Origin of the sequence: Aeromonas sp. s3, assembly GCF_040907805.1 — a bacterium.
GTDB classification, from domain to species: domain Bacteria; phylum Pseudomonadota; class Gammaproteobacteria; order Enterobacterales; family Aeromonadaceae; genus Aeromonas; species Aeromonas dhakensis.
In genome coordinates this window covers 613,355-635,010 of record NZ_JBFOCQ010000006.1, presented here as the reverse complement: position 1 = coordinate 635,010, position 21,656 = coordinate 613,355, and the positions used below count along the sequence as shown (strand labels likewise).

General features: G+C 59.5%; 22 protein-coding genes. 13 read left to right on the top strand and 9 right to left on the bottom strand.

The window, feature by feature from the left end; genetic code table 11:
- Positions 1 to 40: 40 nt before the first annotated feature.
- The 6 genes from tesB to AB5Y98_RS03485 form a co-directional block, all read right to left on the bottom strand.
- Positions 41 to 913 carry an acyl-CoA thioesterase II gene (gene tesB, locus AB5Y98_RS03510; protein WP_139725897.1) on the bottom strand — a complete coding sequence of 291 codons (873 nt, stop codon included), beginning with the start codon at positions 911 to 913 and terminating at the stop codon, positions 41 to 43.
- Between the two features lie 189 nt (positions 914 to 1,102).
- Positions 1,103 to 2,026 carry a 23S rRNA pseudouridine(2605) synthase RluB gene (rluB, locus tag AB5Y98_RS03505; RefSeq protein ID WP_005302885.1) on the bottom strand — a complete coding sequence of 308 codons (924 nt, stop codon included), beginning with the start codon at positions 2,024 to 2,026 and terminating at the stop codon, positions 1,103 to 1,105.
- Positions 2,019 to 2,615 (bottom strand): SMC-Scp complex subunit ScpB, encoded by a 597-nt coding sequence (gene scpB / locus AB5Y98_RS03500; protein ID WP_005302888.1) that lies wholly within the window; start codon positions 2,613 to 2,615, stop codon positions 2,019 to 2,021. Before scpB ends, rluB begins: the two co-directional genes overlap by 8 nt.
- Before the next feature lie 32 nt (positions 2,616 to 2,647).
- Entirely contained in the window at positions 2,648 to 3,538 is an 891-nt protein-coding gene (locus tag AB5Y98_RS03495; RefSeq protein WP_368231345.1) for a ScpA family protein, read from the bottom strand.
- A complete protein-coding gene (locus AB5Y98_RS03490; protein ID WP_005302891.1) occupies positions 3,531 to 4,151 on the bottom strand; it encodes an L-threonylcarbamoyladenylate synthase in 621 nt (206 codons plus the stop codon). Before AB5Y98_RS03490 ends, AB5Y98_RS03495 begins: the two co-directional genes overlap by 8 nt.
- Before the next feature lie 117 nt (positions 4,152 to 4,268).
- Positions 4,269 to 5,150: a PHP domain-containing protein gene (locus AB5Y98_RS03485; RefSeq protein ID WP_368231344.1), complete on the bottom strand. Its 882-nt coding sequence runs from the start codon at positions 5,148 to 5,150 to the stop codon at positions 4,269 to 4,271.
- 437 nt (positions 5,151 to 5,587) lie between these two features.
- Between AB5Y98_RS03485 and AB5Y98_RS03480 the strand changes: the two genes are divergently transcribed.
- The 9 genes from AB5Y98_RS03480 to AB5Y98_RS03440 all read left to right on the top strand — a co-directional run bounded on the left by AB5Y98_RS03480 (position 5,588) and on the right by AB5Y98_RS03440 (position 15,746).
- The gene (locus tag AB5Y98_RS03480; protein ID WP_368231343.1) at positions 5,588 to 7,222 is read left to right on the top strand and encodes an anthranilate synthase component 1; all 1,635 of its coding nucleotides are present in this window, start codon (positions 5,588 to 5,590) and stop codon (positions 7,220 to 7,222) included.
- Positions 7,215 to 7,814 (top strand): aminodeoxychorismate/anthranilate synthase component II, encoded by a 600-nt coding sequence (locus AB5Y98_RS03475; protein WP_368231342.1) that lies wholly within the window; start codon positions 7,215 to 7,217, stop codon positions 7,812 to 7,814. The genes AB5Y98_RS03480 and AB5Y98_RS03475 overlap by 8 nt, the downstream gene beginning before the upstream one ends.
- Positions 7,815 to 7,824: 10 nt before the next feature.
- Complete coding sequence (trpD, locus tag AB5Y98_RS03470) at positions 7,825 to 8,853, top strand: anthranilate phosphoribosyltransferase (RefSeq protein WP_010633416.1); 1,029 nt, start codon at positions 7,825 to 7,827, stop codon at positions 8,851 to 8,853.
- Positions 8,853 to 10,361 carry a bifunctional indole-3-glycerol-phosphate synthase TrpC/phosphoribosylanthranilate isomerase TrpF gene (trpCF, locus tag AB5Y98_RS03465; protein ID WP_368231341.1) on the top strand — a complete coding sequence of 503 codons (1,509 nt, stop codon included), beginning with the start codon at positions 8,853 to 8,855 and terminating at the stop codon, positions 10,359 to 10,361. The genes trpD and trpCF overlap by 1 nt, the downstream gene beginning before the upstream one ends.
- Before the next feature lie 47 nt (positions 10,362 to 10,408).
- Positions 10,409 to 11,602, top strand: coding sequence for a tryptophan synthase subunit beta (gene trpB / locus AB5Y98_RS03460; protein WP_024944099.1), 1,194 nt, complete (start codon positions 10,409 to 10,411; stop codon positions 11,600 to 11,602).
- Positions 11,599 to 12,405, top strand: coding sequence for a tryptophan synthase subunit alpha (gene trpA, locus AB5Y98_RS03455; protein WP_368231340.1), 807 nt, complete (start codon positions 11,599 to 11,601; stop codon positions 12,403 to 12,405). Before trpB ends, trpA begins: the two co-directional genes overlap by 4 nt.
- 1,074 nt (positions 12,406 to 13,479) lie before the next feature.
- Positions 13,480 to 14,010 carry a hypothetical protein gene (locus tag AB5Y98_RS03450; protein ID WP_201988894.1) on the top strand — a complete coding sequence of 177 codons (531 nt, stop codon included), beginning with the start codon at positions 13,480 to 13,482 and terminating at the stop codon, positions 14,008 to 14,010.
- Between the two features lie 514 nt (positions 14,011 to 14,524).
- Positions 14,525 to 15,034, top strand: coding sequence for a hypothetical protein (locus AB5Y98_RS03445; RefSeq protein WP_201988893.1), 510 nt, complete (start codon positions 14,525 to 14,527; stop codon positions 15,032 to 15,034).
- Positions 15,035 to 15,293: 259 nt separating this feature from the next.
- On the top strand, positions 15,294 to 15,746 hold the full coding sequence (locus AB5Y98_RS03440; RefSeq protein WP_201988892.1) for a hypothetical protein: 453 nt from the start codon (positions 15,294 to 15,296) through the stop codon (positions 15,744 to 15,746).
- 244 nt (positions 15,747 to 15,990) lie between these two features.
- Here the strand turns inward: AB5Y98_RS03440 and AB5Y98_RS03435 are convergent, their stop codons facing one another.
- Complete coding sequence (locus tag AB5Y98_RS03435) at positions 15,991 to 16,524, bottom strand: metal-dependent hydrolase (RefSeq protein ID WP_368231339.1); 534 nt, start codon at positions 16,522 to 16,524, stop codon at positions 15,991 to 15,993.
- A 277-nt stretch (positions 16,525 to 16,801) separates the two neighbouring features.
- Between AB5Y98_RS03435 and AB5Y98_RS03430 the strand changes: the two genes are divergently transcribed.
- The 4 genes from AB5Y98_RS03430 to AB5Y98_RS03415 all read left to right on the top strand — a co-directional run bounded on the left by AB5Y98_RS03430 (position 16,802) and on the right by AB5Y98_RS03415 (position 19,479).
- Positions 16,802 to 17,098 carry a helix-turn-helix domain-containing protein gene (locus AB5Y98_RS03430; protein WP_201882246.1) on the top strand — a complete coding sequence of 99 codons (297 nt, stop codon included), beginning with the start codon at positions 16,802 to 16,804 and terminating at the stop codon, positions 17,096 to 17,098.
- Complete coding sequence (locus AB5Y98_RS03425) at positions 17,082 to 18,398, top strand: HipA domain-containing protein (protein ID WP_017765666.1); 1,317 nt, start codon at positions 17,082 to 17,084, stop codon at positions 18,396 to 18,398. The genes AB5Y98_RS03430 and AB5Y98_RS03425 overlap by 17 nt, the downstream gene beginning before the upstream one ends.
- A gap of 98 nt (positions 18,399 to 18,496) precedes the next feature.
- The gene (locus AB5Y98_RS03420) at positions 18,497 to 18,739 is read left to right on the top strand and encodes a DUF3297 family protein (RefSeq protein ID WP_005302916.1); all 243 of its coding nucleotides are present in this window, start codon (positions 18,497 to 18,499) and stop codon (positions 18,737 to 18,739) included.
- Between the two features lie 197 nt (positions 18,740 to 18,936).
- Positions 18,937 to 19,479 (top strand): beta/gamma crystallin-related protein, encoded by a 543-nt coding sequence (locus tag AB5Y98_RS03415; protein ID WP_139432848.1) that lies wholly within the window; start codon positions 18,937 to 18,939, stop codon positions 19,477 to 19,479.
- Between the two features lie 69 nt (positions 19,480 to 19,548).
- Here the strand turns inward: AB5Y98_RS03415 and AB5Y98_RS03410 are convergent, their stop codons facing one another.
- Together AB5Y98_RS03410 and AB5Y98_RS03405 are read right to left on the bottom strand one after the other, a co-directional pair.
- Complete coding sequence (locus AB5Y98_RS03410) at positions 19,549 to 19,992, bottom strand: inhibitor of vertebrate lysozyme family protein (RefSeq protein WP_017765669.1); 444 nt, start codon at positions 19,990 to 19,992, stop codon at positions 19,549 to 19,551.
- Positions 19,993 to 20,174: 182 nt separating this feature from the next.
- Positions 20,175 to 21,386 (bottom strand): NupC/NupG family nucleoside CNT transporter, encoded by a 1,212-nt coding sequence (locus AB5Y98_RS03405; RefSeq protein ID WP_368231338.1) that lies wholly within the window; start codon positions 21,384 to 21,386, stop codon positions 20,175 to 20,177.
- Between the last annotated feature and the right edge of the window lie 270 nt (positions 21,387 to 21,656).

The following is a 21,656-nucleotide window of genomic DNA, read 5'->3' as shown; positions in this document are numbered from 1 at the left end:
AGACACTATCATGGCGTTCCTCTTCGGCCATGTTGCCTGCTCATGGGTTACTGCCCCGGCGGCGGATCACCCCCTCCTGGGCCGTGCTCGCCACCAGCACCCCATCGCGGGTAAAGAACTGGCCACGCACCAGGCCACGACCGGCGCTGGCGCTCGGGCTGTCCACCACGTAGAGCAGCCAGTCGTCCAGCCGGAAATCCCGGTGGAACCACATGGAGTGGTCGATGGTGGCCACCTGCATGTCCGGCTCCCAGTACGACACCCCGTGGGGTTGCAGGGCGGTGAACAGGAAGTGGAAGTCGGAGGCGTAGGCCAGCAGGTATTTGTGCACCCGCTGATCGTCCGGCATCTGGCCATTGGCCTTGAACCAGACGTGGCGCACCGGCTCGTGCACGTCGGGGCGGATCGGGTCGACCAGGGTCACCGGGCGAATTTCGATGGGCTTCTCGCACATGATCTTGTCGCGCAGGGCGGGCGGGATCTGCTGCTCGTAGGGGCGCACCAGCTCCAGTTCGCTCTTGAGCTGCTCGGGGGGCGTGACCCCCGCCGGCATGGCGATCTGGTGTTCAAAGCCGTTCGCCTCGACCTGGAAGGAGGCGTTGAGATAGAAGATGGGCTTGCCGCCCTGAATGGCCTTGACCCGACGGGTGGAGACGGTCTGGCCGTCGCGGATGTTCTCCACGTCGTAGACGATGGGACGGTTGGCATCGCCGGGGCGCAGGAAGTAGGAGTGGAAGCTGTGCACCTGGCGATCGCTGGCCACCGTCTGCTTGGCGGCTGACAAGGCCTGCCCCATTACCTGTCCACCAAACACGGCCCGCAGACCGAGATCCTGGCTCTGGCCCCGAAACAGGCCCTCCTCGATTTTTTCGAGCGCCAGCAACGCCAGCAGCTCATCAAGTACCTTGCTCATTATTATCTCCTGTGTCAGTGCCGGAAGGCTAACAAGCCCGCCCCCGCCGGGCAACCACCCCGGCCTCCACCAGCCGCCTGCCTGGCCCCATTAATTCAGCAATCTTGCTCATTGAACAATAACGGACGCAGCAGGCGCCAACGAAAAGGCCCGCCGAAGAGGCGGGCCTTTTACAGTGCGACGCGGCGCTTACTTGCTGCCGGTGCCGGAGTTGCGGGTCGAGGCTTGCGGCTTGCGACGGGCGGTAGTAGCACGGGCGCGCGGCTCCTTGCCCTGCATCTCCTTGTGACGCTTGACGGCGCGACGGATCTGGGCGGCCTGCTTGTGGCGGCTGGCCTTGCCATCCTGCTGCAGATCGACCTTGGACTCGGTCTCCGGCGGCAGGTTGACCAGGCCGCGCAGGTAGTTCACCTCGGGCAGTTTGAGCTCCTGCCAGCCGCCGCGCGGGATGCCGCGATCCAGCTTCACATCGCCGTAGCGAATACGCATCAGGCGGCTCACCTGCACTTCCTGGGACTCCCACAGGCGGCGCACTTCACGGTTGCGGCCCTCGGTCAAGGTAACGTTGAACCACTGGTTCAGACCCTCGCCGCCGGCCGGCTTGATCTTGTTGAACTTGGCCATGCCGTCTTCCAGCTGCACGCCCTTGCGCAGGCGCTGCAGCATGGCCTCGGTGATCTCGCCAAACACGCGCACCGCGTATTCCCGCTCCACTTCGTGGCTCGGGTGCATCAGCCGGTTGGCCAGCTCACCGTCGGTGGTGAACAGCAAGAGACCTGAGGTGTTGACGTCGAGGCGGCCGACCGCGATCCAGCGGGCCCCTTCCATCTTGGGCAGACGATCAAACACGGTGGGACGACCTTCCGGATCGTGACGGGTACACATCTCCCCTTCCGGCTTGTGGTAAGCCAGCACGCGGCAGATCACTTCCTCTGCGGCGCGGGTCTTGACCTGGTGACCATCCACCCGGATCACGGCGTTCACTTCGACGCGATCCCCCAGCGTGGCGACCTTGCCATCCACACTGACCCGACCTGCGGTGATCAGGGCCTCCATCTCACGACGGGAGCCGTGACCCGCGCGGGCCAACACTTTTTGCAGTTTTTCACTCATCGGGGTTACCTGATTGTTGATCGCTGCCCGTCTCTGCCAACGTCAGAGTGGACAACGAGGGTTGCAGTTCGGGATCAAGCTCGGGGAGCTGCTCCAGACTCTGCAGATTAAAATAATCCAGAAATTCTCGGGTGGTGGCGAGCAGCTCCGGGCGACCCACCACCTCTTTGTGACCTATGCTGCGCACCCAGCCACGTTCTTTCAGGGTATTCACTATCTGGCTCGAGACCGCCACCCCACGGATGGCTTCGATCTCGGCCCGGGTGATGGGCTGACGATAGGCGATCAACGTCAGCGTCTCCATCACGGCGCGCGAATAGCGCGGGGCCCGCTCGCTCCAGAGCCGCGAGAGCTCCTCGGCGTAATCCTGGCGGGCCTGAAAGCGCCAGCCGGAGGCGACCTCCTTGAGCTCCACCCCCCGCTCGCTGTAATCCTGTTTGAGCTCCGCCAGCAGCAGCTGCACGTAACGGCTGGTGACCGGGTAGTCCGCCAGCACGCTGTTCTTGAGCTCGCTGACGTTGAGCGGGCGACCGGCAACAAACAGCGCCGCTTCGATCAGCGTCTTGAGTCGTTCAGCCGGCAGCGCCATGGTCCGCTCCTCGCATTATCGGCCGCAACCGTTCAGTGGGCAGCGCCACGCTCGCTCTCCTCATGCTGGCTGGCCAGGGCAAAGTGAATGGGCCCCAGGGGTTCCGCCTGCAGGATCCAGATCAGCTGCTCCTTGCAGAGCTCCAGCAGCGCCAGAAACGTCACCAACACGCCCATGCGCCCCTCTTCGGCGCGCAGCACCTGCTCCAGGCGCAGGGTCTGACCCAGCGAGAGCATGGCGAGGATCTCCGCCATGCGCACCCGGGTCGGGATCTGCTCGCGGCGGATCTGATGATGTTCAAAATGAGTCGCGCGTTTTACCACACTTTGCATGTAAAGGGCGAGCTCAACCAGCGAAACATCGGGTGCCAGTGGTTTGAGATCGCCAAAATCCGGCGCCATGGCGCTGGCGACAAAGATCTCCCGCTCCAGCCGCGGCAACTCGTTGACCCGCTCCGCCCCCACCTTGAAGCGCTCGTACTCCTGCAACCGGCGGATGAGGGTGACACGGGGGTCTTCCCCCTCCTCTTCGTCCTCCAGCTCCGGCGCCTTGGGCAGCAGCATGCGGGATTTGATCTCCGCCAGCCAGGCCGCCATCAGCAGGTACTCGGCTGCCAGCTCCAGATTGAGCCCCTGCATCAGCTCCACGTACTCCATGTACTGGGCGGTGATCTGCAGGATCGGCAGGTTGAGGATGTCGAGCTGCTGACGCCGGATGAGGTAGAGCAACAGATCGAGCGGCCCCTCGAAGGTATCGAGAAACACCTCTAGCGCATCGGGTGGGATAAACAAATCCTGGGGCAGCTCGTGATAGGGCTGCCCCAGCACCCGGGCAATGGGAGAGAGCGCCGACGGCCCCCCCTCGCCAGCCCCTGCGGGCGGCTGGGCGGCCGTCATGGCGACCGGTTCGACCGTATCACTCAAACGGGGTCGGATCCCCGGCACCGCGCCGACGCAGCACGGGTTCGTCGTCGGAGAAGTCCACCACGGTGGTGGGCTGCTCGCCCAGATAACCGCCGTTGACCACCAGATCCAGCTGTTTGCCCAGCTTGTCGAAGATCTCCTCCGGGTCAAACTCCGCCATGTCAGATTCCGGCAGGATCAATGTGGTGGAGAGCAGCGGCTCACCGAGGGCCTCCAGCAGCGCCTGGGCAATCTTGTTGTCCGGTACCCGGATGCCGATGCTCTTCTTCTTCTCGTTCATCAGGCGACGCGGCACCTCTTTGGTGGCCTTGAAGATGAAGGTGTAGGGGCCAGGGGTGTTGTTCTTGATCAGGCGAAACGCACTGTTGTCCACCTTGGCGTAGGTGGAGATCTCGGAGAGATCGCGGCACACCAGGGTGAAGTCGTGGTTGGGATCGATGCGGCGGATGCGGCAGATGCGCTCCAGCGCGCCCTTGTCACCCATCTGGCAACCCAGCGCATAACCCGAATCGGTGGGATAGACGATGACGCCGCCATTCTGGATGATCTGCACCGCCTGGCTGATCAGACGGGCCTGGGGGTTTTCCGGGTGTACGTAAAAGTGCTGACTCATGACTCGTTCTCGCAATGGGGGCAGCAATCTCTGCCCGCTTGATGGCCGCGAAGCCGGGCTTCACGACACTACCTTACTCTGTTTGGCGCCCGTTGGCGCCCTGCAACTCCGGGGCGGTTACCGGCTCGCCAGCAACTCTGCATGTTGCTCAGTGGTAAGCCCAAAATGACCGGGATACGCCAACCAGACCGGCATCCCCTCCTTGGGCAACCAGAGGTGGCGCCCCAGCTCGGTCCAGTTGGAGGGGAAGTGAAAATCCGATCCCACCGAGATATAGAGGTCGTGCTCTTTGGCCCACTGGCCGAGATTCGCCCGCTCCTGGGGGCTCTGCTGGGGCAGCGAGACCTCCATGGCATCGCCACCGGCCGCCTTGAAGGCCACCAGCAGCCGCTTGATCCACTTGGCGGTGAGATCGTAGCGGCTCGGGTGGGCCAGCACAGCCAGGCCACCGGCGCCGTGAATGGCGCTGATCGCCTCGCCCATCTCGGGCCACTCTGCCGGCACATAGCCCTTGTTGCCCCGGCTCAGGTACTTTTTGAATACCTTCTGCATGTTGTCGGCCACCCCGCGCGCCACCAGCACCCGGGCAAAGTGGGCCCGGGTCACGGCTGCGTCGCCAGCCAGCTGCTTGGCCTCTTCATAGGTGCCGGGAATGAGACACTTCTCCAGACGACGCCCTATTTCCTGGGCGCGTGCTTCGCGGCGAGCCTGTTGGCCGACCAAAAAATCGGTGAGCGCCACATTTTTTTCATCCACCCCCAGCGCCACGATATGGATCTCGTGATGCTCCCAGCCGGTGGAGATCTCGACCCCGCTCACCAGCCGCAGCGGCAGTTGCTCGTTCTCTATGGTGCGGCGCACCTCATCAAGCCCGGCAAGGGTATCGTGGTCAGTAACTGCTAACACCTCGACCTGTTTTTCGGCGGCGCGGCGCACCAGTTCGGCGGGGCTCAGCACCCCATCCGAGGCCGAGGTATGGCAGTGTAGATCGAATCTCATCAGATTATTCCGCTCTCGTGGTCAGGTCACCATGGGTACACATTCGGTGAAAGAAGGCTAAAAAGCGACTTGACTTGGCCGCGGCTTTATCGTTTTCTGTAGGCACTTCATTGCAAACATCTTTTTACAGGACTTTATCATGCAAACGACTTCCATCCTGACCATCTGGTGGTGGCACACTCCCTGACATGCGGGCGTGTGGTCGTTGCTGTACCTGTAAATCTGACAGCAAATAAAGAACCCAAAGAAAAAGCCCGCTGACCCCAGCGGGCTTTTTTATTATCCGGCAAATGGACCTGTGATGAAACCGAGAATTCAGACAAGCAAGCTGACCTGGCGATGGCGCCCCTGAACCAACCACCCCGGACCTATTAAATTTTCAAGGAATTCAACGTCATGAACATCGGTAAACAGCATCACACGCAAGGGAACGCACTATGACAGCCAGCCATCGCCTTCCTCTGGGTGAATTCGATACCCTCACCCTCAACGCCCCCTACGTGACCGACCCGCTGGCGCTCTACAGCGAGCTCTGCCAGGGTCGCCCCAACAACCTGCTGCTGGAATCGGTGGAGATCGACTCCAAGGCCGGCAAACAGAGTCTGCTGCTGGTGGACGCCTGCCTGCGCATCGAGTGCCGTGGCCGCACCGTGCGGGTGCGCAGCCTGAACGACAACGGCGCCCAGCTGCAGAGCCTGCTGGCCGAGCGCCTGCCGGCCGCCGTTGCCCAAAGCCTGGTGGCCGGCGAGCTGCAGCTCGACTTCCCGGCCTCAGATCGGGCGCTCGATGAAGACAGCCGCCTCAAGGGGATCAGCGTGCTGGACGTGCTGCGCACCCTGCAGCGAGAGCTTGATTGCCAGCTCGGCAAAGAGGCGCTGTTTATGGCGGGCAGCTTCGCCTACGACCTCATCGCCTCTTTTGAAGATCTGCCCGTAGTGCCAGAGGGGAGCAACGACTGCCCCGACTACTGCTTCTACGTGGCCGAGACCCTGATCACCATCGACCACATCGCGCGCTCCACTGCGCTGCTCGCCTGCATCTTTGGCGGTGACAGCGACGAGAGCCAGGTGGAGGACAGATACCACCGCCTGAGCGAGCGCCTCGCCCAGTTCAAGCAGGCCTGCCAGCAAGCCCCTGCGCAGGCACCGGCCACACCGGCCCTCGTCGGCGGCATGAACGTGGACAAGAGCGACAAGCAGTTCTGCGCCGAGGTGGAGAAGCTCAAGGGCTTTATCCGCCGCGGTGACATCTTCCAGGTGGTACCGTCCCGCTGCTTCTCCCTGCCCTGCCCCAGCCCCGTCGCCGCCTATCGCCGCCTCAAGCAGACCAACCCCAGCCCCTACATGTTCTACGTGCAGGACGAGGGCTTCACCCTGTTTGGCGCCTCGCCCGAGAGCGCGGTGAAATTCTGCGCTACCAGCCGCGACGTGGAGATGTACCCCATCGCCGGTACCCGCCGCCGCGGCTTCAACCCCGATGGCAGCATCAACCGGGATCTCGACGGCCGCATCGAGCTGGAACTGCGTCAGGACGAGAAAGAGGTGGCCGAACACCTGATGCTGGTGGATCTGGGTCGCAACGACATCGCCCGCATCTCGGAGCCCGGCACCCGCTACGTCAAGGAGCTGCTGAAAGTTGATCGCTACAGCCACGTGATGCACCTGGTCTCCAAGGTGGTCGGCACCTTGCGCGCCGATCTTGACGCCCTGCACGCCTATCAGGCCTGCATGAACATGGGCACCCTCACCGGCGCACCCAAGATCCGCGCCAGCGAGCTGATTCGCATGGTGGAAGGCAAGCGCCGCGGCAGCTACGGCGGCGCGGTCGGCTACATCAACGGCGCCGGCGAGATGGATACCTGCATCGTGATCCGCTCCGCCTTTGTCAAAGAGGGCGTGGCCCATGTGCAGGCCGGTGCCGGGGTGGTCTATGACTCCAAGCCCCAGGCCGAAGCGGACGAAACCCGCGCCAAGGCGGCCGCCGTGCTGGCCGCCATCGCCGCCAGCCATGGCACCTCCCTGCAAGCCCTTAGCGCCCAGCAGGAGCAACATAAGGACGTGAGCCATGACTAATATCTTCCTGCTCGACAACTTCGACTCGTTTACCTACAACCTCGTCGACCAGTTCCGCTCCCTCGGCTATCCGGTGCGGATCTACCGCAACAGCCTGCCGGCCAGCCGCATCATAAGCGAGATCGCCGCCTGTGAAGGTGACGCCGTGCTGGTGCTCTCGCCGGGGCCGGGCGCCCCCCACGAGGCGGGTTGCCTGATTGATCTCATCAAGCTGGCCCGTGGTCAGGTGCCCATCCTCGGCATCTGCCTTGGTCATCAGGCTCTGTGCGAAGCCTACGGTGGCACCGTCGGCGCGGCAGGCGAGATCGTCCACGGCAAGCGCTCCCTGATTGAGCACAACGGCCACGGCGCCTTCGCGGGGCTGCAAAGCCCGCTGCCGGTGGCCCGCTACCACTCGCTGGTCGCCACCTATGTGCCGGAAGAGCTGACGGTGATTGCCCACTATCAGGGCATGCCCATGGCCATCGAGCAGCAAGATGAGCGGGTGCTGGGCTTCCAGTTCCACCCGGAATCCATCATGACCTCGGAAGGGGCCCGTCTGCTGACCCAAGCGCTCGCCCACATCACCCGTCCAGTTAGCAGTGTGCGGTAAGGAGACCAACATGCATCATCATCTCAACACCCTCTACCAGGGTCAGTCTCTGAGCCGTGAAAGTACCCGCGACGCCTTCGGCCAGGTGGTACGTGGCGAAGTGGATCCCATCGTGCTCGCCAGTCTCTTGACCGCCCTCAAGATCAAGGGGGAGACCCCGGAGGAGATCGCCGGCGCCGCCGAGGCCCTGCTGGCCGAGGCCCGCGACTTCCCGCGTCCGGACTATGAGTTTTGCGACATCGTCGGCACCGGTGGCGATGGCCTCAACACCATCAACGTCTCCACCACCTCGGCGCTGGTCGCCGCCGCCTGCGGCCTGAAAGTGGCCAAGCACGGCAACCGCTCGGTCTCGAGCAAATCGGGTTCGAGCGATCTGCTGGACAAGATGGGCATCAAGCTCGACATGAGTCCGGCGCAGGCGCGCCGCTGCCTGGACGAACTCGGCATCTGCTTCCTGTTCGCCCCCCAGTATCACGCCGGCGTGCGCCACGCCATGCCGGTGCGCCAAGCCCTCAAGACCCGCACCCTGTTCAACGTGCTGGGGCCGCTCATCAACCCGGCTCGCCCCACCTATCAGCTGATGGGGGTCTATGCCCCCGAGCTGGTGCGCCCCATCGCCGAAACCCTGCTGGCACTGGGGCTGAAAACCGGTATGGTGGTTCACGGCGCAGGCCTTGACGAGATTGCCATCCACGGCCCGACCCAGGTGGCCCAGATCCGTGACGGTGAGATCCGCGAGTTTCTGTTAACCCCGGCTGACTTTGGCCTCGAGACCTATCCGGTCAGCGCCATTCAAGGGGGGGAGCCTGAAGAGAACCGTGCTATCACCGCCGCCATTCTGGAAGGGCGTGGCACCCCGGCCCACAACGCCGCCATTGCCGCCAACGTGGCACCGCTGCTGCTGATGGCAGGCAAGGCGAAGGATCTCAAGAGCGCGGCGGCCGAGGTGCTGGCGGTGCTGGCGAGCGGCAAGACGGCAGAGCTCGCCGCTCGCCTCGCCACTTTAAGCCATCAGGAAGCGGGCCATCAGGAGGCATGATGTCAGCCACCATGTCGCACAGCAGTCATTCAGAACGCCCGCAGGGCAATAGCCAGCTTCGCAAGGATAACGAGATGTCAGACCTTATTGCCCCCCATGCTTTTCTGAACATGGCCTCCATCAGCCAGACCATTCTCGGCAAAATCGTGGCGGCCAAGCAGGAGTGGGTTGCCGCCCGCAAGCTGGCCCAGCCGCTGGCGAGCTTCCAGAGCGCGCTGACCCCAAGCGATCGGGATTTCGTTGGCGCGCTCAAGGCGGGCTCCACCCGCTTCATTCTGGAGTGCAAGAAGGCCTCCCCCTCCAAAGGCTTGATCCGCAATGATTTCAGCCCGGAGGCCATCGCCGGCATCTATGGCAAATACGCCACCGCCATCTCGGTGCTAACCGACGAGAAGTTCTTTCAGGGGGATTTCGCCTTTTTGCCGCGGGTGCGCAGCCGCGTCAGCCAGCCGGTGCTCTGCAAGGATTTCATGATTGACCCCTATCAGGTCTATCTGGCCCGCCACTATCAGGCGGACGCCATCCTCTTGATGCTCTCGGTGCTCACCGACGAGGGCTATCGCGCCCTGTTCGCGGTCGCCAAGGAGTTGGGTCTGGGCGTGCTCACCGAGGTGAGCAACGAAGAAGAGCTGACCCGCGCCATCGAGCTGGGCGCGCCGGTGATTGGCATCAACAACCGAGATCTGCGGGATTTGAGCGTGGATCTCGCCCGCACCAAACAGCTGGCCAAAAATATTCCGAGCGATCGGGTGGTGATCAGCGAGTCCGGCATCAACCATCGCGCTCAGGTGGCGGATCTGCGCCACCATGCCAAGGGCTTCCTGGTGGGCTCATCCCTGATGGCCGAGCCGGATCTGGAGGCGGCGGTACGCAAGCTGGTACTGGGCCAGAACAAGGTGTGCGGCCTGACCCGCGCCGACGATGCCGCCGCCGCCCATCAGGCGGGCGCGGTATTCGGGGGTCTTATCTTTGTGGCCAAAAGCCCGCGCTATGTGGACATTCCCGCCGCCCGCGCCGTGATGGCGGGTGCGCCGCTCGCCTATGTGGGAGTATTTCGCAATGCCCAACCCGCCACCATCGCCAAGACGGTGGAGACGCTGGGGCTCGCCGCGGTGCAACTACACGGGGATGAAGACGCCGCCTATATCGAGGGACTGCGCGCGCTGCTGCCGGCTGGCTGCCAGATCTGGAAAGCCGTAGGCGTCTCTCTCGGCAAAGAAAGCGGCGAGCCGCTGCCCGCCCTCGACTATCCTGCGGATCGCCTGCTGCTGGATACCAAAGTAGGCAGCCAGAGCGGCGGCACCGGTCAGGCGTTCGACTGGGCCCTGCTGGCCCATCTCGATAAAGCCAAGCTGATGCTGGCGGGGGGGCTCAACCCCGACAACGCCCTGCAGGCGGCCCAGGTCGGTTGCCTCGGCCTTGATTTCAACTCCGGGGTGGAGAGTGCCCCGGGTCAGAAGGATGCGCACAAGATAGCGGCCGCTTTTTCCGCCCTGCGCAACCTGTAACGCAACCATTTTCGATGTTTCGATTTAGCTAATACAAGGAAGAAGCCATGACCCTGCTCAACCCGTTTTTTGGTGAATTTGGCGGCATGTATGTGCCCCAGATCCTCATCCCCGCCCTGCTCCAGCTGGAGAAGGCCTTCGTCGATGCCAAGGATGATCCGGCCTTTATCGCCGAGTTTCAGACCCTGCTGACCGAGTATGCCGGTCGCCCGACCCCCCTCACCCTGACTCGCAATCTGACCAAGGGCACCAAGACCCGCCTCTATCTGAAGCGTGAAGATCTGCTGCACGGCGGCGCCCACAAGACCAACCAGGTGCTGGGTCAGGCGCTGCTGGCCAAGCGGATGGGCAAGAACGAGATCATCGCCGAGACAGGTGCCGGGCAGCACGGTGTGGCCACTGCGCTGGCCTGCGCCCTGCTTGGCCTCAAGTGCCGGGTCTATATGGGCGCCAAGGATTGCGAGCGCCAGAAGCCCAACGTCTTTCGCATGAAGTTGATGGGCGCCACCGTCATTCCGGTGCACTCCGGCTCCAGCACTCTTAAAGATGCTTGCAACGAGGCGCTGCGGGACTGGGCTGCCAACTACGAGTCGGCCCACTACCTGCTCGGCACCGCCGCCGGCCCGCACCCCTTCCCCACTATCGTGCGGGAATTCCAGAAGATGATCGGTGAAGAGGCCAAGGCCCAGTGCTTCGAGAAGGAAGAGCGGCTGCCCGATGCGGTGATCGCCTGCGTCGGCGGCGGTTCCAACGCCATCGGCATGTTTGCCGACTTTATCGATGAGCCGTCGGTGCGCCTCATCGGCGTCGAGCCGGGTGGTCACGGTATCGAGAGCGGCGAACACGGTGCGCCGCTCGGTCACGGCAGCAAGGGGGTCTTCTTTGGCATGCACTCCTACCTGATGCAGGACACTCAGGGCCAAATTCAGGAGTCCTACTCCGTCTCGGCGGGGCTGGACTTCCCCTCCGTCGGCCCACAGCACGCCCACCTGGCCGCCATCGGCCGCGCCGAGTACCCCTCGGTGACCGACAAGGAGGCGCTGGACGCCTTCCAGGAGCTGGCCAAATCCGAAGGCATCATACCGGCGCTGGAGTCCTCCCACGCGTTGGCCCACGCCCTCAAGATGGCCCGCAGTGAACCGGAAAAAGAGCAGGTGCTCATCGTCAACCTCTCCGGCCGTGGCGACAAAGATATCTTCACCGTTGCCGACATTTTCGAGAAAGAAGGAACCTTGTCATGAACCGTTACGCACAACTCTTCTCCCGTCTGGATGAAGCCAATCAGGGCGCCTTTGTGCCGTTCGTGATGCTGGGTGACCCCACCCCCGAATTGTCGCTGGCCATCGTCGATGCGCTGGTCGCAGGGGGCGCCGATGCCCTCGAGCTCGGCATTCCCTTCTCCGATCCGGTGGCGGACGGCCCCACCATTCAGGGTGCCGCCCTGCGGGCCTTTGCCAGCCACACCACCCCGGACGACTGCTTCGAGCTGCTCGGCCGCATCCGCGCCAAGTACCCGCAGTTGCCTATTGGCCTGCTGGTCTACGCCAATCTGGTTTATGTGCGCAAAATTGACGGCTTCTATGAGAAGTGCCAGCAGGCCGGCGTGGACTCGGTGCTGGTGGCCGACGTGCCGGTACAGATGTGCGCCCCCTACAAGGCGGCTGCCGACAAGTTCGGTATCGACAGCATCTTTATCGCCCCACCCAATGGAGATGCCGAAACCCTGAAACAGGTGGCGGTGCTCGGCAATGGCTACACCTATCTGGTGAGCCGCGCTGGCGTCACCGGTGCCGAGACCAAGGCCGGCATGCCGGTGGAGGGGCTGATCAATACCCTGCGCGAGTTCAACGCTCCCCCCGCCCTGCTCGGCTTTGGCATCAGCGAACCGGCTCAGGTGCGTGAGGCCATCACCGCTGGCGCCGCAGGTGCCATCTCCGGCTCCGCCGTGGTGAAGATCATCGAGACCCACCACCAGAACCCGGAACATATGCTCACTCGTCTGAAAGAGTTTGTGGAAGGGATGAAGGCCGCGACCAATCGATAAGGGGCGGCATTGGTCACATGCCATTGACCGTGTCTGAGGAAAGGGAGCCTGATAGGCTCCCTTTCTATTTCCTGCTTGTTGCCGCTCCCAGCGTCTTTGTCCCCTCTCCCCTTGGGAGAGGGTCAGGGTGAGGGAACCCATAATCCTCCGACGTTATCGAATCGTAGGTTCGAATGTAGGTTCGAATAGCGAAGCGTATTCGGACATTCGCGATCCGGGCGGAGTTAATCCGAACGCCCGAGCCAGCGGTGAGGCGTTTGATGCGGCTTCGCCCCATGGGACGCGAGGGCGCAGCCCTCGACAGGGTTTCGCCCGCCCTTCGGGCTGGGGCGAGTGACTTTTCTTTGCGTGGCCAAAGAAAAGTCACCAAAAGAAAGGCCACCCCCGCTTATTTGCCCGACTGATGTCGGGTTCCTTCGGCTCACCCTCTTGTCCAACGGCACGCGCCGATGGGCCGTCCATGGCCCAGCGCCGCTCGCTCGGCGTCCTGCCTCGCGGCCTGGACAAGAGGACTCGCCTCAGCGAATAAGAGGGGGATCAAAACCGTGCCCGCCTGAGGCTACCGTGCAACAGTGAACAAGCCCCCCTCTCCCCTTGGGAGAGGGCTGGGGTGAGGAGAATTGTGCATCCCCAGCCAAGCTGGTTGTTCATACAGCGCACGCCTTAATGACTAATTTATTGATCCAACACAGATTCCCACCAAAACACGCTTCTCAACTCTCTCCCCTCGCCATTAAGATAGCCAAACGACAATCTCTCTCGGGAGCACACCATGGCTGCGATTGTTGCTATCTCGCAGGTTAACAGCAGCAAACTGGGGGCTGTCACTCAGGGGCGGTAGCGTGCTTTTTGCAGGTTGGTGCAGAGCGAAGCAAAGCCCAACAGGCGAGAATCATTGCGCCAACCAGAGCGGGATAAATATGGATGTGGCAGATCCGTAAAACAGATTGATCGATATATTTCGCGGTAAACGTTGGGCTTCACTTCGTTCAGCACCAACCTACGATTTTTAGCCCAACATACGAGATGAGTGGAGCGTTAAGTGCAAATGAAGAATGGAGTAGGAATCAAAAAATGGAATTCATAGAATTAATAAAGGAACCAACTTTTTGGATTATCTCTTCTATTGGTTCAGTATTTCTATCTGTAGCTGCGAACTTAGTTACCCCATATATAGGGAAGATAGTTGGAAAAATATTTGCGACTAGAAAAACCAAAATTGAAAAGAAAAAGCAATCATTTATAAATGAAGTAAGGTACGTTTCTTCTGATCAAAACAAGATTCTTAACTATAAAGTAGATGCAGCGTATTGGCTTTTGAGAGCAGTACTATTGCTTGCTATGGGTACAATTGTGTTTTCTGTGGCAGCTTATTTCCCAATTTTTGAAATTATCCCCCTCATTGTCGCAGCTATATTTATTGCCAGATCTACTCAATGGCTTGATGTCGCTAAAAATAAATACAATATAGCCAAACTAGCTATGGATAGAGTTGAGGAAAAGAGAAGAATAGAATATGAGTGGAATAAAGAAGATTATGTAGACATTGTTAACGATCCAATGCAAGGAGAACTTTCTAAATGGGACTTAACCAATATTAACTAATCACCTAACAAGCCAACTAACTACACACCTACCGCTCCGGAAATGGCAAAGCTACGCCGGTCATGGAGACGCTAGGCTTCACCCGCATGAACGAGCAACATATACCCCAAAGTATCGCCTAACTTTATATAATGCAGATTCCACGGATGATCAAAAAAATCACCAGCATAGAACTTTTCTTCGAGAGCGACGATGGTAAGTACTAGCTAGATTAATCTAGCTCGTGACATTGACTTGCTTTATCCTGATTACCGAGCAATTAACTAAATAACTGCTGCATTAATAGTGCTAAAAAAGCACCACACTAATAATGGCTTATTCTTGCAAGCCTCGCCATGGGCACAAATAACGATTGAACTAAATTCATCCAGTATAATATATGCTATTAATATGTTCTACGAACATTAATAGGTATCAATACATGGAGCCTAACAAATTATTTAAATCACTCGCTACGCTCACAGTGGGACCGACTAAATCCCCCCCCCCCCCCTTAACCAAACGTTAAAATTATATGATCCATCCACTATTACCAATGCCAGAGCGAACTAAAGAATCTGATGCGGTTTATGCTGTACTGGGACGAGCTTTGGCATACGCGACTGAATTCGAAAATAACTGTCGAACTTTGGCTCATCTATTTGATATCGAAAAGTCGGATAGTGAGTTCTCTTATGAGATTTATAAATTAGTCAACTCAGGCACTTTGCATGCAAAAATAAAGCTCCTTGTTGACGAGCATGGATTACCCGATTGGGTGGAAGAAAAGATTCATGAAGCAAGAAAAGCTAGAAACTTTATTGCACATGAAGCGGCGGAAGATCATAAGAGAATGATGTCGACACAACAATTAATGAAAAATTTCGAAACGACTATCATGCTTATGACAGGGGAAATAGCTCATGGAAATCAGATTGTGCTTGATGTAACGAGAATGCTAAAGGAAGGAAAGCGTGGTCATGGGTCAGATGTCGTTGCATATTCATTTGCTGTGGCGTCGTGGATTAGCCGTAACAACTTTTAACAAAGCACTGCAGTTGGACAAAATTCCCGCTGCGCTCCAACTTTGCTGTAGCGCGCAGCGTGAGGTGGAAGGAGAAAAATTGGTTAGTTCAGCGGTACGAAAAAACAAGGACGCTTATCTTCCTGTGCAAACCGTTACATAGCCAGAGCCCAAGAGATGGGTTTCCAAACTTTGATTTACTGTAAAATTCATGCAAGTTTTCCAGCGCAAATTTTTGGTAGTTATAAGCGTGGTTATAAACTAGGTGGAGCTTTTAATTATGCAGCATCATAAATTTCTTATTGCAAAAGAGCATCTTCAGTGTGCGATTGATCTTTTTTTATCAGAAAGATATAGCTCCGCTTTAACACTTGCAGGAGCATCTGAAGAAATTTTCGCTGGATTTATTAGAACGCATACGCAGAAAGATCCCGCTTTGAAACAAGTTACTCGCTTGATTAGGCGTAAAATTTTTCCTGACGATAACGAAAAAGATGTCATTAACTTCCTCAATAAAACAAAAAACGCTGTTAAACATCCTGATGTTAAAGGCATATTTCAGCCAATAGTTAACTGTAATATTAAAGAAGAGGCTTCAGTGCTGATAATGAGGGCTTTATGTAATTACTGTTCATTTACGGAGTGTTATTCTGATGATTTCAGAAATATTAAGAAATATCTTCAGATTATTGATAGCGATCCTCATATGCATATGAAAGTAAATGCTTTATAAAAACGGTTCAAAAGGAACTGTCAACGCTTGGCATTTTTGGTTTAGTTTGGCCTTTGCGTTGTCAGCCACTTAACAGGGCGTTAACTGGCAAAAGTAAATGCCAAAAGCATTCGAGCAAACAAAAATTTTGGACACCCATCTTTCTGAGCAAGACGTTGCATAGCCAGAACACAAGAGATTGGTGCCCACGTTTTTATTTTTTTCTCAGCCACGATATATCCAACAACCCTTTCCAACCCAGCCACTACCGCCCCCTTCCCCACACCCGCCATCCCATCAACACCAGCATCAATACAATTCCTGGCAGCCAGACCCAGTAGAGCTCGGAGAGGATCACAGCTTCCCCTCGGGCGGTGAAATAGGCCTCCAGCTTGAAGGGGGCAACCCGGATCACCTGCCAGGGGGCGAAGAAACGCTCGTCACGCCACGGCCAGAGCCAGCCAACCCCCTTGCCGCCAGTGGTGAGGGAATCGAGCAGGCTGTGAGAGAGCAGAGAGACCAGCAGAAACGACCAGACGGTGGTGGCGCTGGCCCTTAACTGGCGGTGAAACAGCATAGCCAGCGTGGGCAGGGCAAAGGCGAACAGCAATGAGTGGGTAAAGCCACGGTGGCCAAAGACATGGCCGTAAGCGACCCCCAACTTGAAAGCGAGCACATCGGCATCGGGCAGCATGGTGATGGCCACCCCCGCCAGCAGCAGGCGTGGCGGGATAATCCTGCTGCCAAATCCAATTCCAAGGCAGAGAGGGACGGCGGCGTGAGTGACGATGGTGGGCATAGGGTGAAGCTCCAACTGAAGACGTGAGCCTACCCTACCCCCGCTCGGTGAAGTGAAGGTGAAGTGCAATGCTGCTCTGCACACAACATCCTCCCGGCCCCTCTATCATCCCCCAGACCCTCCCTAACCACCTTTTCTGTTCTAAAAGGTGAACACTTCTACACTTTTTTATCGAAAACAACGCTGAGACTATAAAAAGTGCACCATCGTACACTTTTTGTTGCTGTTTGCTCTTACCATGAGCTAAGGTGTAACAACCTACACTTTTTCCGTGATCATGATGACAGATACACCGTTGCCAACCGGCACGAAAGAACTGGATCCCGCCTCGCTGGGACTGGCGATACGGGAGAGACGCAAAGCAGCCAAGATGACCCAAGAGGTGACGGCCTCACTGTGCGGCATCTCCAAGAAAACCCTGATCAAGATTGAAAAAGGGGGGGATGTCTACCTCTCGACCCTGCTGCAGGTGATGAAGGCGCTGGGACTGAGGTTGCAACTGGTGCAAGAAGCGGGATCACAGGTAATGAGCAGCTACAGCCAACCAGAGGTCGGTAATGATGAATGGTTCTGAGCACCATCGGCTGGAACTTCGGCTGGGTAATCAGCTGATCGGCCATCTCGAATATGACTCCAACCGGGATTCGTTTCAGCTCGGCTATCTGCCAGAGTGGCAAGCGCGCGGATTCCCACTCTCACCGCCACTGGCGTTGGATGGCTCGGCCAGCAGCGCTCAGATCCGGGCGTATCTCGGCAACTTACTGCCAGAAAATCGCGGGCTGGATCATCTGATTGAGGTGCTCTCCGTTTCGCGCAGCAATCTCTTTGCCCTGATCCACGGTATCGGCCGCGATGTATCCGGGGCTGTCACCTTCACCCTACCCGCAGAGCCCGACATTCCCACCCGGTTTCGCCCCATCACACCAGAGGAGTTGATGCTGCGCCTCGATCAACCCGAGATTTGGCCGCTGGAAGTCTGGGATGGCCGCCCCCGACTCTCGGTTGCGGGTGTGCAGGCCAAACTCAACCTGCTGCGACTCGAGGGGAGGCTAGGATTTGGCGAAGGTGAACTCTGTTCAACCCACCTCCTCAAGTTCGAGCATCACCCTCATCTGGTGATCAATGAATTTGTAACCATGCAGCTGGCCGCACAGCTTAGCATGCCGGTGGCGCGGGTCGAACTGCATACTGTGGGTCAGGGTGAGAAGTCCCACAGAAGCTTGCTGGTGGAACGGTTCGACCGTCGTCTTGATGAGGATGGCATGAGGGTCCGCCGTCGCCACATGATCGATGCCTGTCAGGGGCTGGGGTTCCCCGTCGCCCGAAAATATGAACGCAACTTCGGTGATGGTCGGGACGTGGCCCATATTCGGGAAGGGGTGAGCCTGCCACGGCTGTTCAGCCTTAGCGCTCTCTGCGTCAATCCAGCGCAGGCCAGACTGGACATGCTGCAATGGCTGCTCTTCAACCTCTGCGTCAACAATCACGATGCCCACGGCAAGAACTACAGCTTCTTCGTATCAAAAGCAGGGCTGACGCCCACCCCTTGGTACGATCTGGTCAATGTGGGGCTTTACCCCGAGTTCAACCAGCATCTGGCCATGGCCATAGGCGACGAATTTGCTCCCGAGGCGATCAACGCATGGCAGTTGCTGGAAATGGCCGAGGCATGTGACCTGCCCGAACGCCTGCTGCAACAGACCTTGCAGAAGATAGCCAGCGACATCCTCCACCATTTGGATGCCGCTATAGCCATGGTCGAGACAGACCATCCCGCCGAGCTGGATTATCTGGCACGCTATAAAGATGACGTTGAGCGCCGTTGCCACCATTTTCAGGAGCAGGCGGGGCTGTTGCCCGAACTGCAGCTATAGCCAAACCTTGCCCACCCCCATGGGACGTAACCCAGCCTTGAGCCCATGGCGGGCATTGCCTACAATGACCCACTTTTTATCACACTCAGGTAAATAAAATGAGCGACAACAAACCGGCCCTGCCCGACCGCCTGGCGGCCAACCCGCGCAGCCCGCACCACGTGGCGGAGTGCTTCCAGCACGAGATCGGCATTCGCGTGAACGGCAAGGAGCGCACCAATGTCGAGGAGTACTGCATCAGCGAAGGCTGGGTGAAGATCCCCTCCCCCAAGGCCAAGGACCGCTATGGCAACCCCATGCTGATCACCGTCAAGGGCACCGTCGAGGCTTTCTACGCCTAAGCCGCCCTGACCGCGCGCCCCGTCGGGCCCGCCGCCATGCTGTTCAGAACACCGGCCTTGCGCCGGTGTTCTGCTTTGGGCCTTTCATCTTTACGTCGATGGCGGGCAAAGAGTGTCGCAGCGGGCACCGCCCCCTCTTGCATCGAGGTTGCGTCTCGGCAATTCTTGCCGCCCCTTGAACTGGCAAGATCTCATCCATGAACAAGCTGTTTGTCCTGCTGGCGCTGTTGACCCTGAGCACAGCGGTCCGCGCCGATATCCTTATCAATCCCAAGATCGTGGTGAACGGCCAGAGCCAGGGTGGCGGGCGTATCCACATCTGTACCCTGACCCCCTTCAACAGCGTCTATGCCGATGCGGGGCGCAGCGAGTGGCTGGCGCGCCAGAAGGTAAGCCGCCGCTGCCAGCAGGGCCAAGGCAACAACAGCCTGTTTTGCGAGGCGGCCAAGGCGAGCTGCATCACCACCACTCTCGATGAGAGCGACGACGCCAGCACCCTGCTGGTGTTTGACGGTGCCCACCAGAGCGGCGAGTCCCTGCGCATCGACCGGGATATTGCGGATCTCGGCCGCTACGGCTTTGCCAATCGCATCTCCTCCTTCACCGTTCCGGCTGGCTGGGTGGTACGTTTCTTCGAGGAGACCGATTTTCGCGGTGGCTACTACACCCGCAAGGGCGGCGAGCAGGAGGCGACCGACTTCAACAATCGCATCCGCTCGGTGCGGATCCTGAGCCGCTAGCGCCCTGCCCCATCACTCCTTCGCCATAAAAAAACCTCTGCCCAGGCAGAGGTTTTTGCTTTTTGATGCTTACTGCCAGTTGGGGTCGGCCTCCACCTGCTTCATCAGGGCGGCCTGCATCCCCTTGTCCGGCTGGCCGAGCCAGGTGTAGCGGGCGAATTTGGACGGGGTTTCGCGGGCGGCGTCGCTATCTGGCAGGTCGATCAGCACGCCCCATACCCGTTTGGCCTTGGCATCCACCAGCAGCTGCATGTAGTGGCTGGCGCAGTCATGAGGTTTGCAGACCGAGCCGCTCTGATACGGTGTACCGGCCACGGCTTCAAGCGGGGAGCTGGTGCCGTTGCCGCTGCGCACCCACTTGGGCAGGTTCTTGATGCCCTGGGTCGCCTTGGCCCAGGTGGCCTTGAAGTCCGCCGACAGCAGCAGATCAGAGGTATAGGTGGCGGCGGCAAACGCCGGCGCGGCGCCGACCAGCAGCAGGGAGAGCGCCAATGCGCGAGAGAGACGGGTCATGGTGTGATTCCTTGTTATATGAATGCCTGAACGGGCGCGGACTGGCCGCGCGTCATCACGCTACCGCCTGCGCCCGCCCCTGTCGAGCCCACGCCGTGCCGAGGCGTCAGTGGCTGGCGCCAGATGAACGACACCCCGCCGCGCCAGTGGCGAGACGAGGTGTGCATGGAGGCAAGGGTCGCTTAGCCGAGGGAAGCGAACAGCCCCGCCAGGGTGGCGCTCATCAGGTTGGCCAGGGTCGCGGCCAGCACCGCCTTGAAGCCGAGGTTCGCCACGTCGTGGCGGCGCTCCGGCGCCATGGTGCCGATGGAGCCGAGCTGCACCGCAATGGAGCCCAGGTTGGCAAAACCGCACAGCGCGAAGGTGATGATGATCTGGGTGTGGGCGCTCAGATCCTGCTTGATGTTGGCAAAGTCCAGGTAGGCGACGAACTCGTTCATGATCACCTTCTGGCCGATCAAGGAGCCTGCCGCCATCATCTCGCTGGCCGGCACGCCGATGAGCCAGGCCACCGGGGCAAACAGGTAACCCAGCAGCTGCTGCAGGGAGAGATCGGCCCAGCCGAACCACTCGCCCACCGTGGTGAGACCGGCGTTGATCATGGTGATGACGCTGACAAAGGCCAGCAGTATGGTGCCGATGGCCACCGCGATCTTCATGCCGCTCATGGCGCCGCCCGCCAGGGCGTCGATGGCGTTGCTGTAGTCGCTCTTGTCGAGGGTGATCTCGGCCTGATCGTTCACCTGCTGCTGCTCAGGCACCAGGAGCTTGGCCATCAAGAGGCCCCCCGGCGCCGCCATGAAAGAGGCCGCAATCAGGTATTTCAGATCCACACCCAGCCCGGCGTAACCGCCCAGCACGGAACCTGCCACCGAGGCCATGCCGCAGGTCATCACCGCAAACAGCTCGGAGCGGGTCATGCCGGCGAGGAAGGGGCGAATAAGCAGCGGCGATTCCCCCTGGGAGAGGAAGATGTTGCCGGTGGCCACCAGGGATTCGGCACGGCTGGTGCCGAGCAGGCGGTGGATGCCGCCCCCCAGCACCCGGATCACCCACTGCATGATGCCGAAGTGATAGAGCACCGCGATCAACGCGCTGATGAAGATCACCAGCGGCAGCACCCGCACGGCGAAGATGAAGCCGTTGCTGGCCAGATCGCCAAACACGAAGCGGATGCCGCTGTCGGCAAAGCCGAGCAGGGCGGAGACGCCGTTGCTCAAGGCACCTAGCATGATTTGACCGGGGGGGAAGTAGAGCACCAGGGCGGCAAAGCCGGTTTGCAGGGCGAGGGCCCCCAGCACCGTCCGCCAGCGGATGGCACGGCGGTTTTCACTGGCCAGCCAGGCGATAAACATCAGGGCCAGCATACCGACCAGACTCAATAACAGCGTCATCTTGCACCTATGAAGAGAGAAGTTTCATACGGCAAGTCTGCAGACAGGCATCGCAGGGAGCGGGCGGGAAAGGTGCCGACCCCGCGACACGCAGACCACAAACCTACAGGTTAGTGGCGGGTCCCATCCTGGGGTCATTCACGTTCCGGGTGACGGCGAGTATCGGGTGACGCCAACCAGAACGCAGGGAGCCGCGCGCCAGGTGGCAGGTCGGGCGGCGATGGTACAGTGATCGCCGTCACAGAAAAAGCGGTAAAACGATTGGCACCG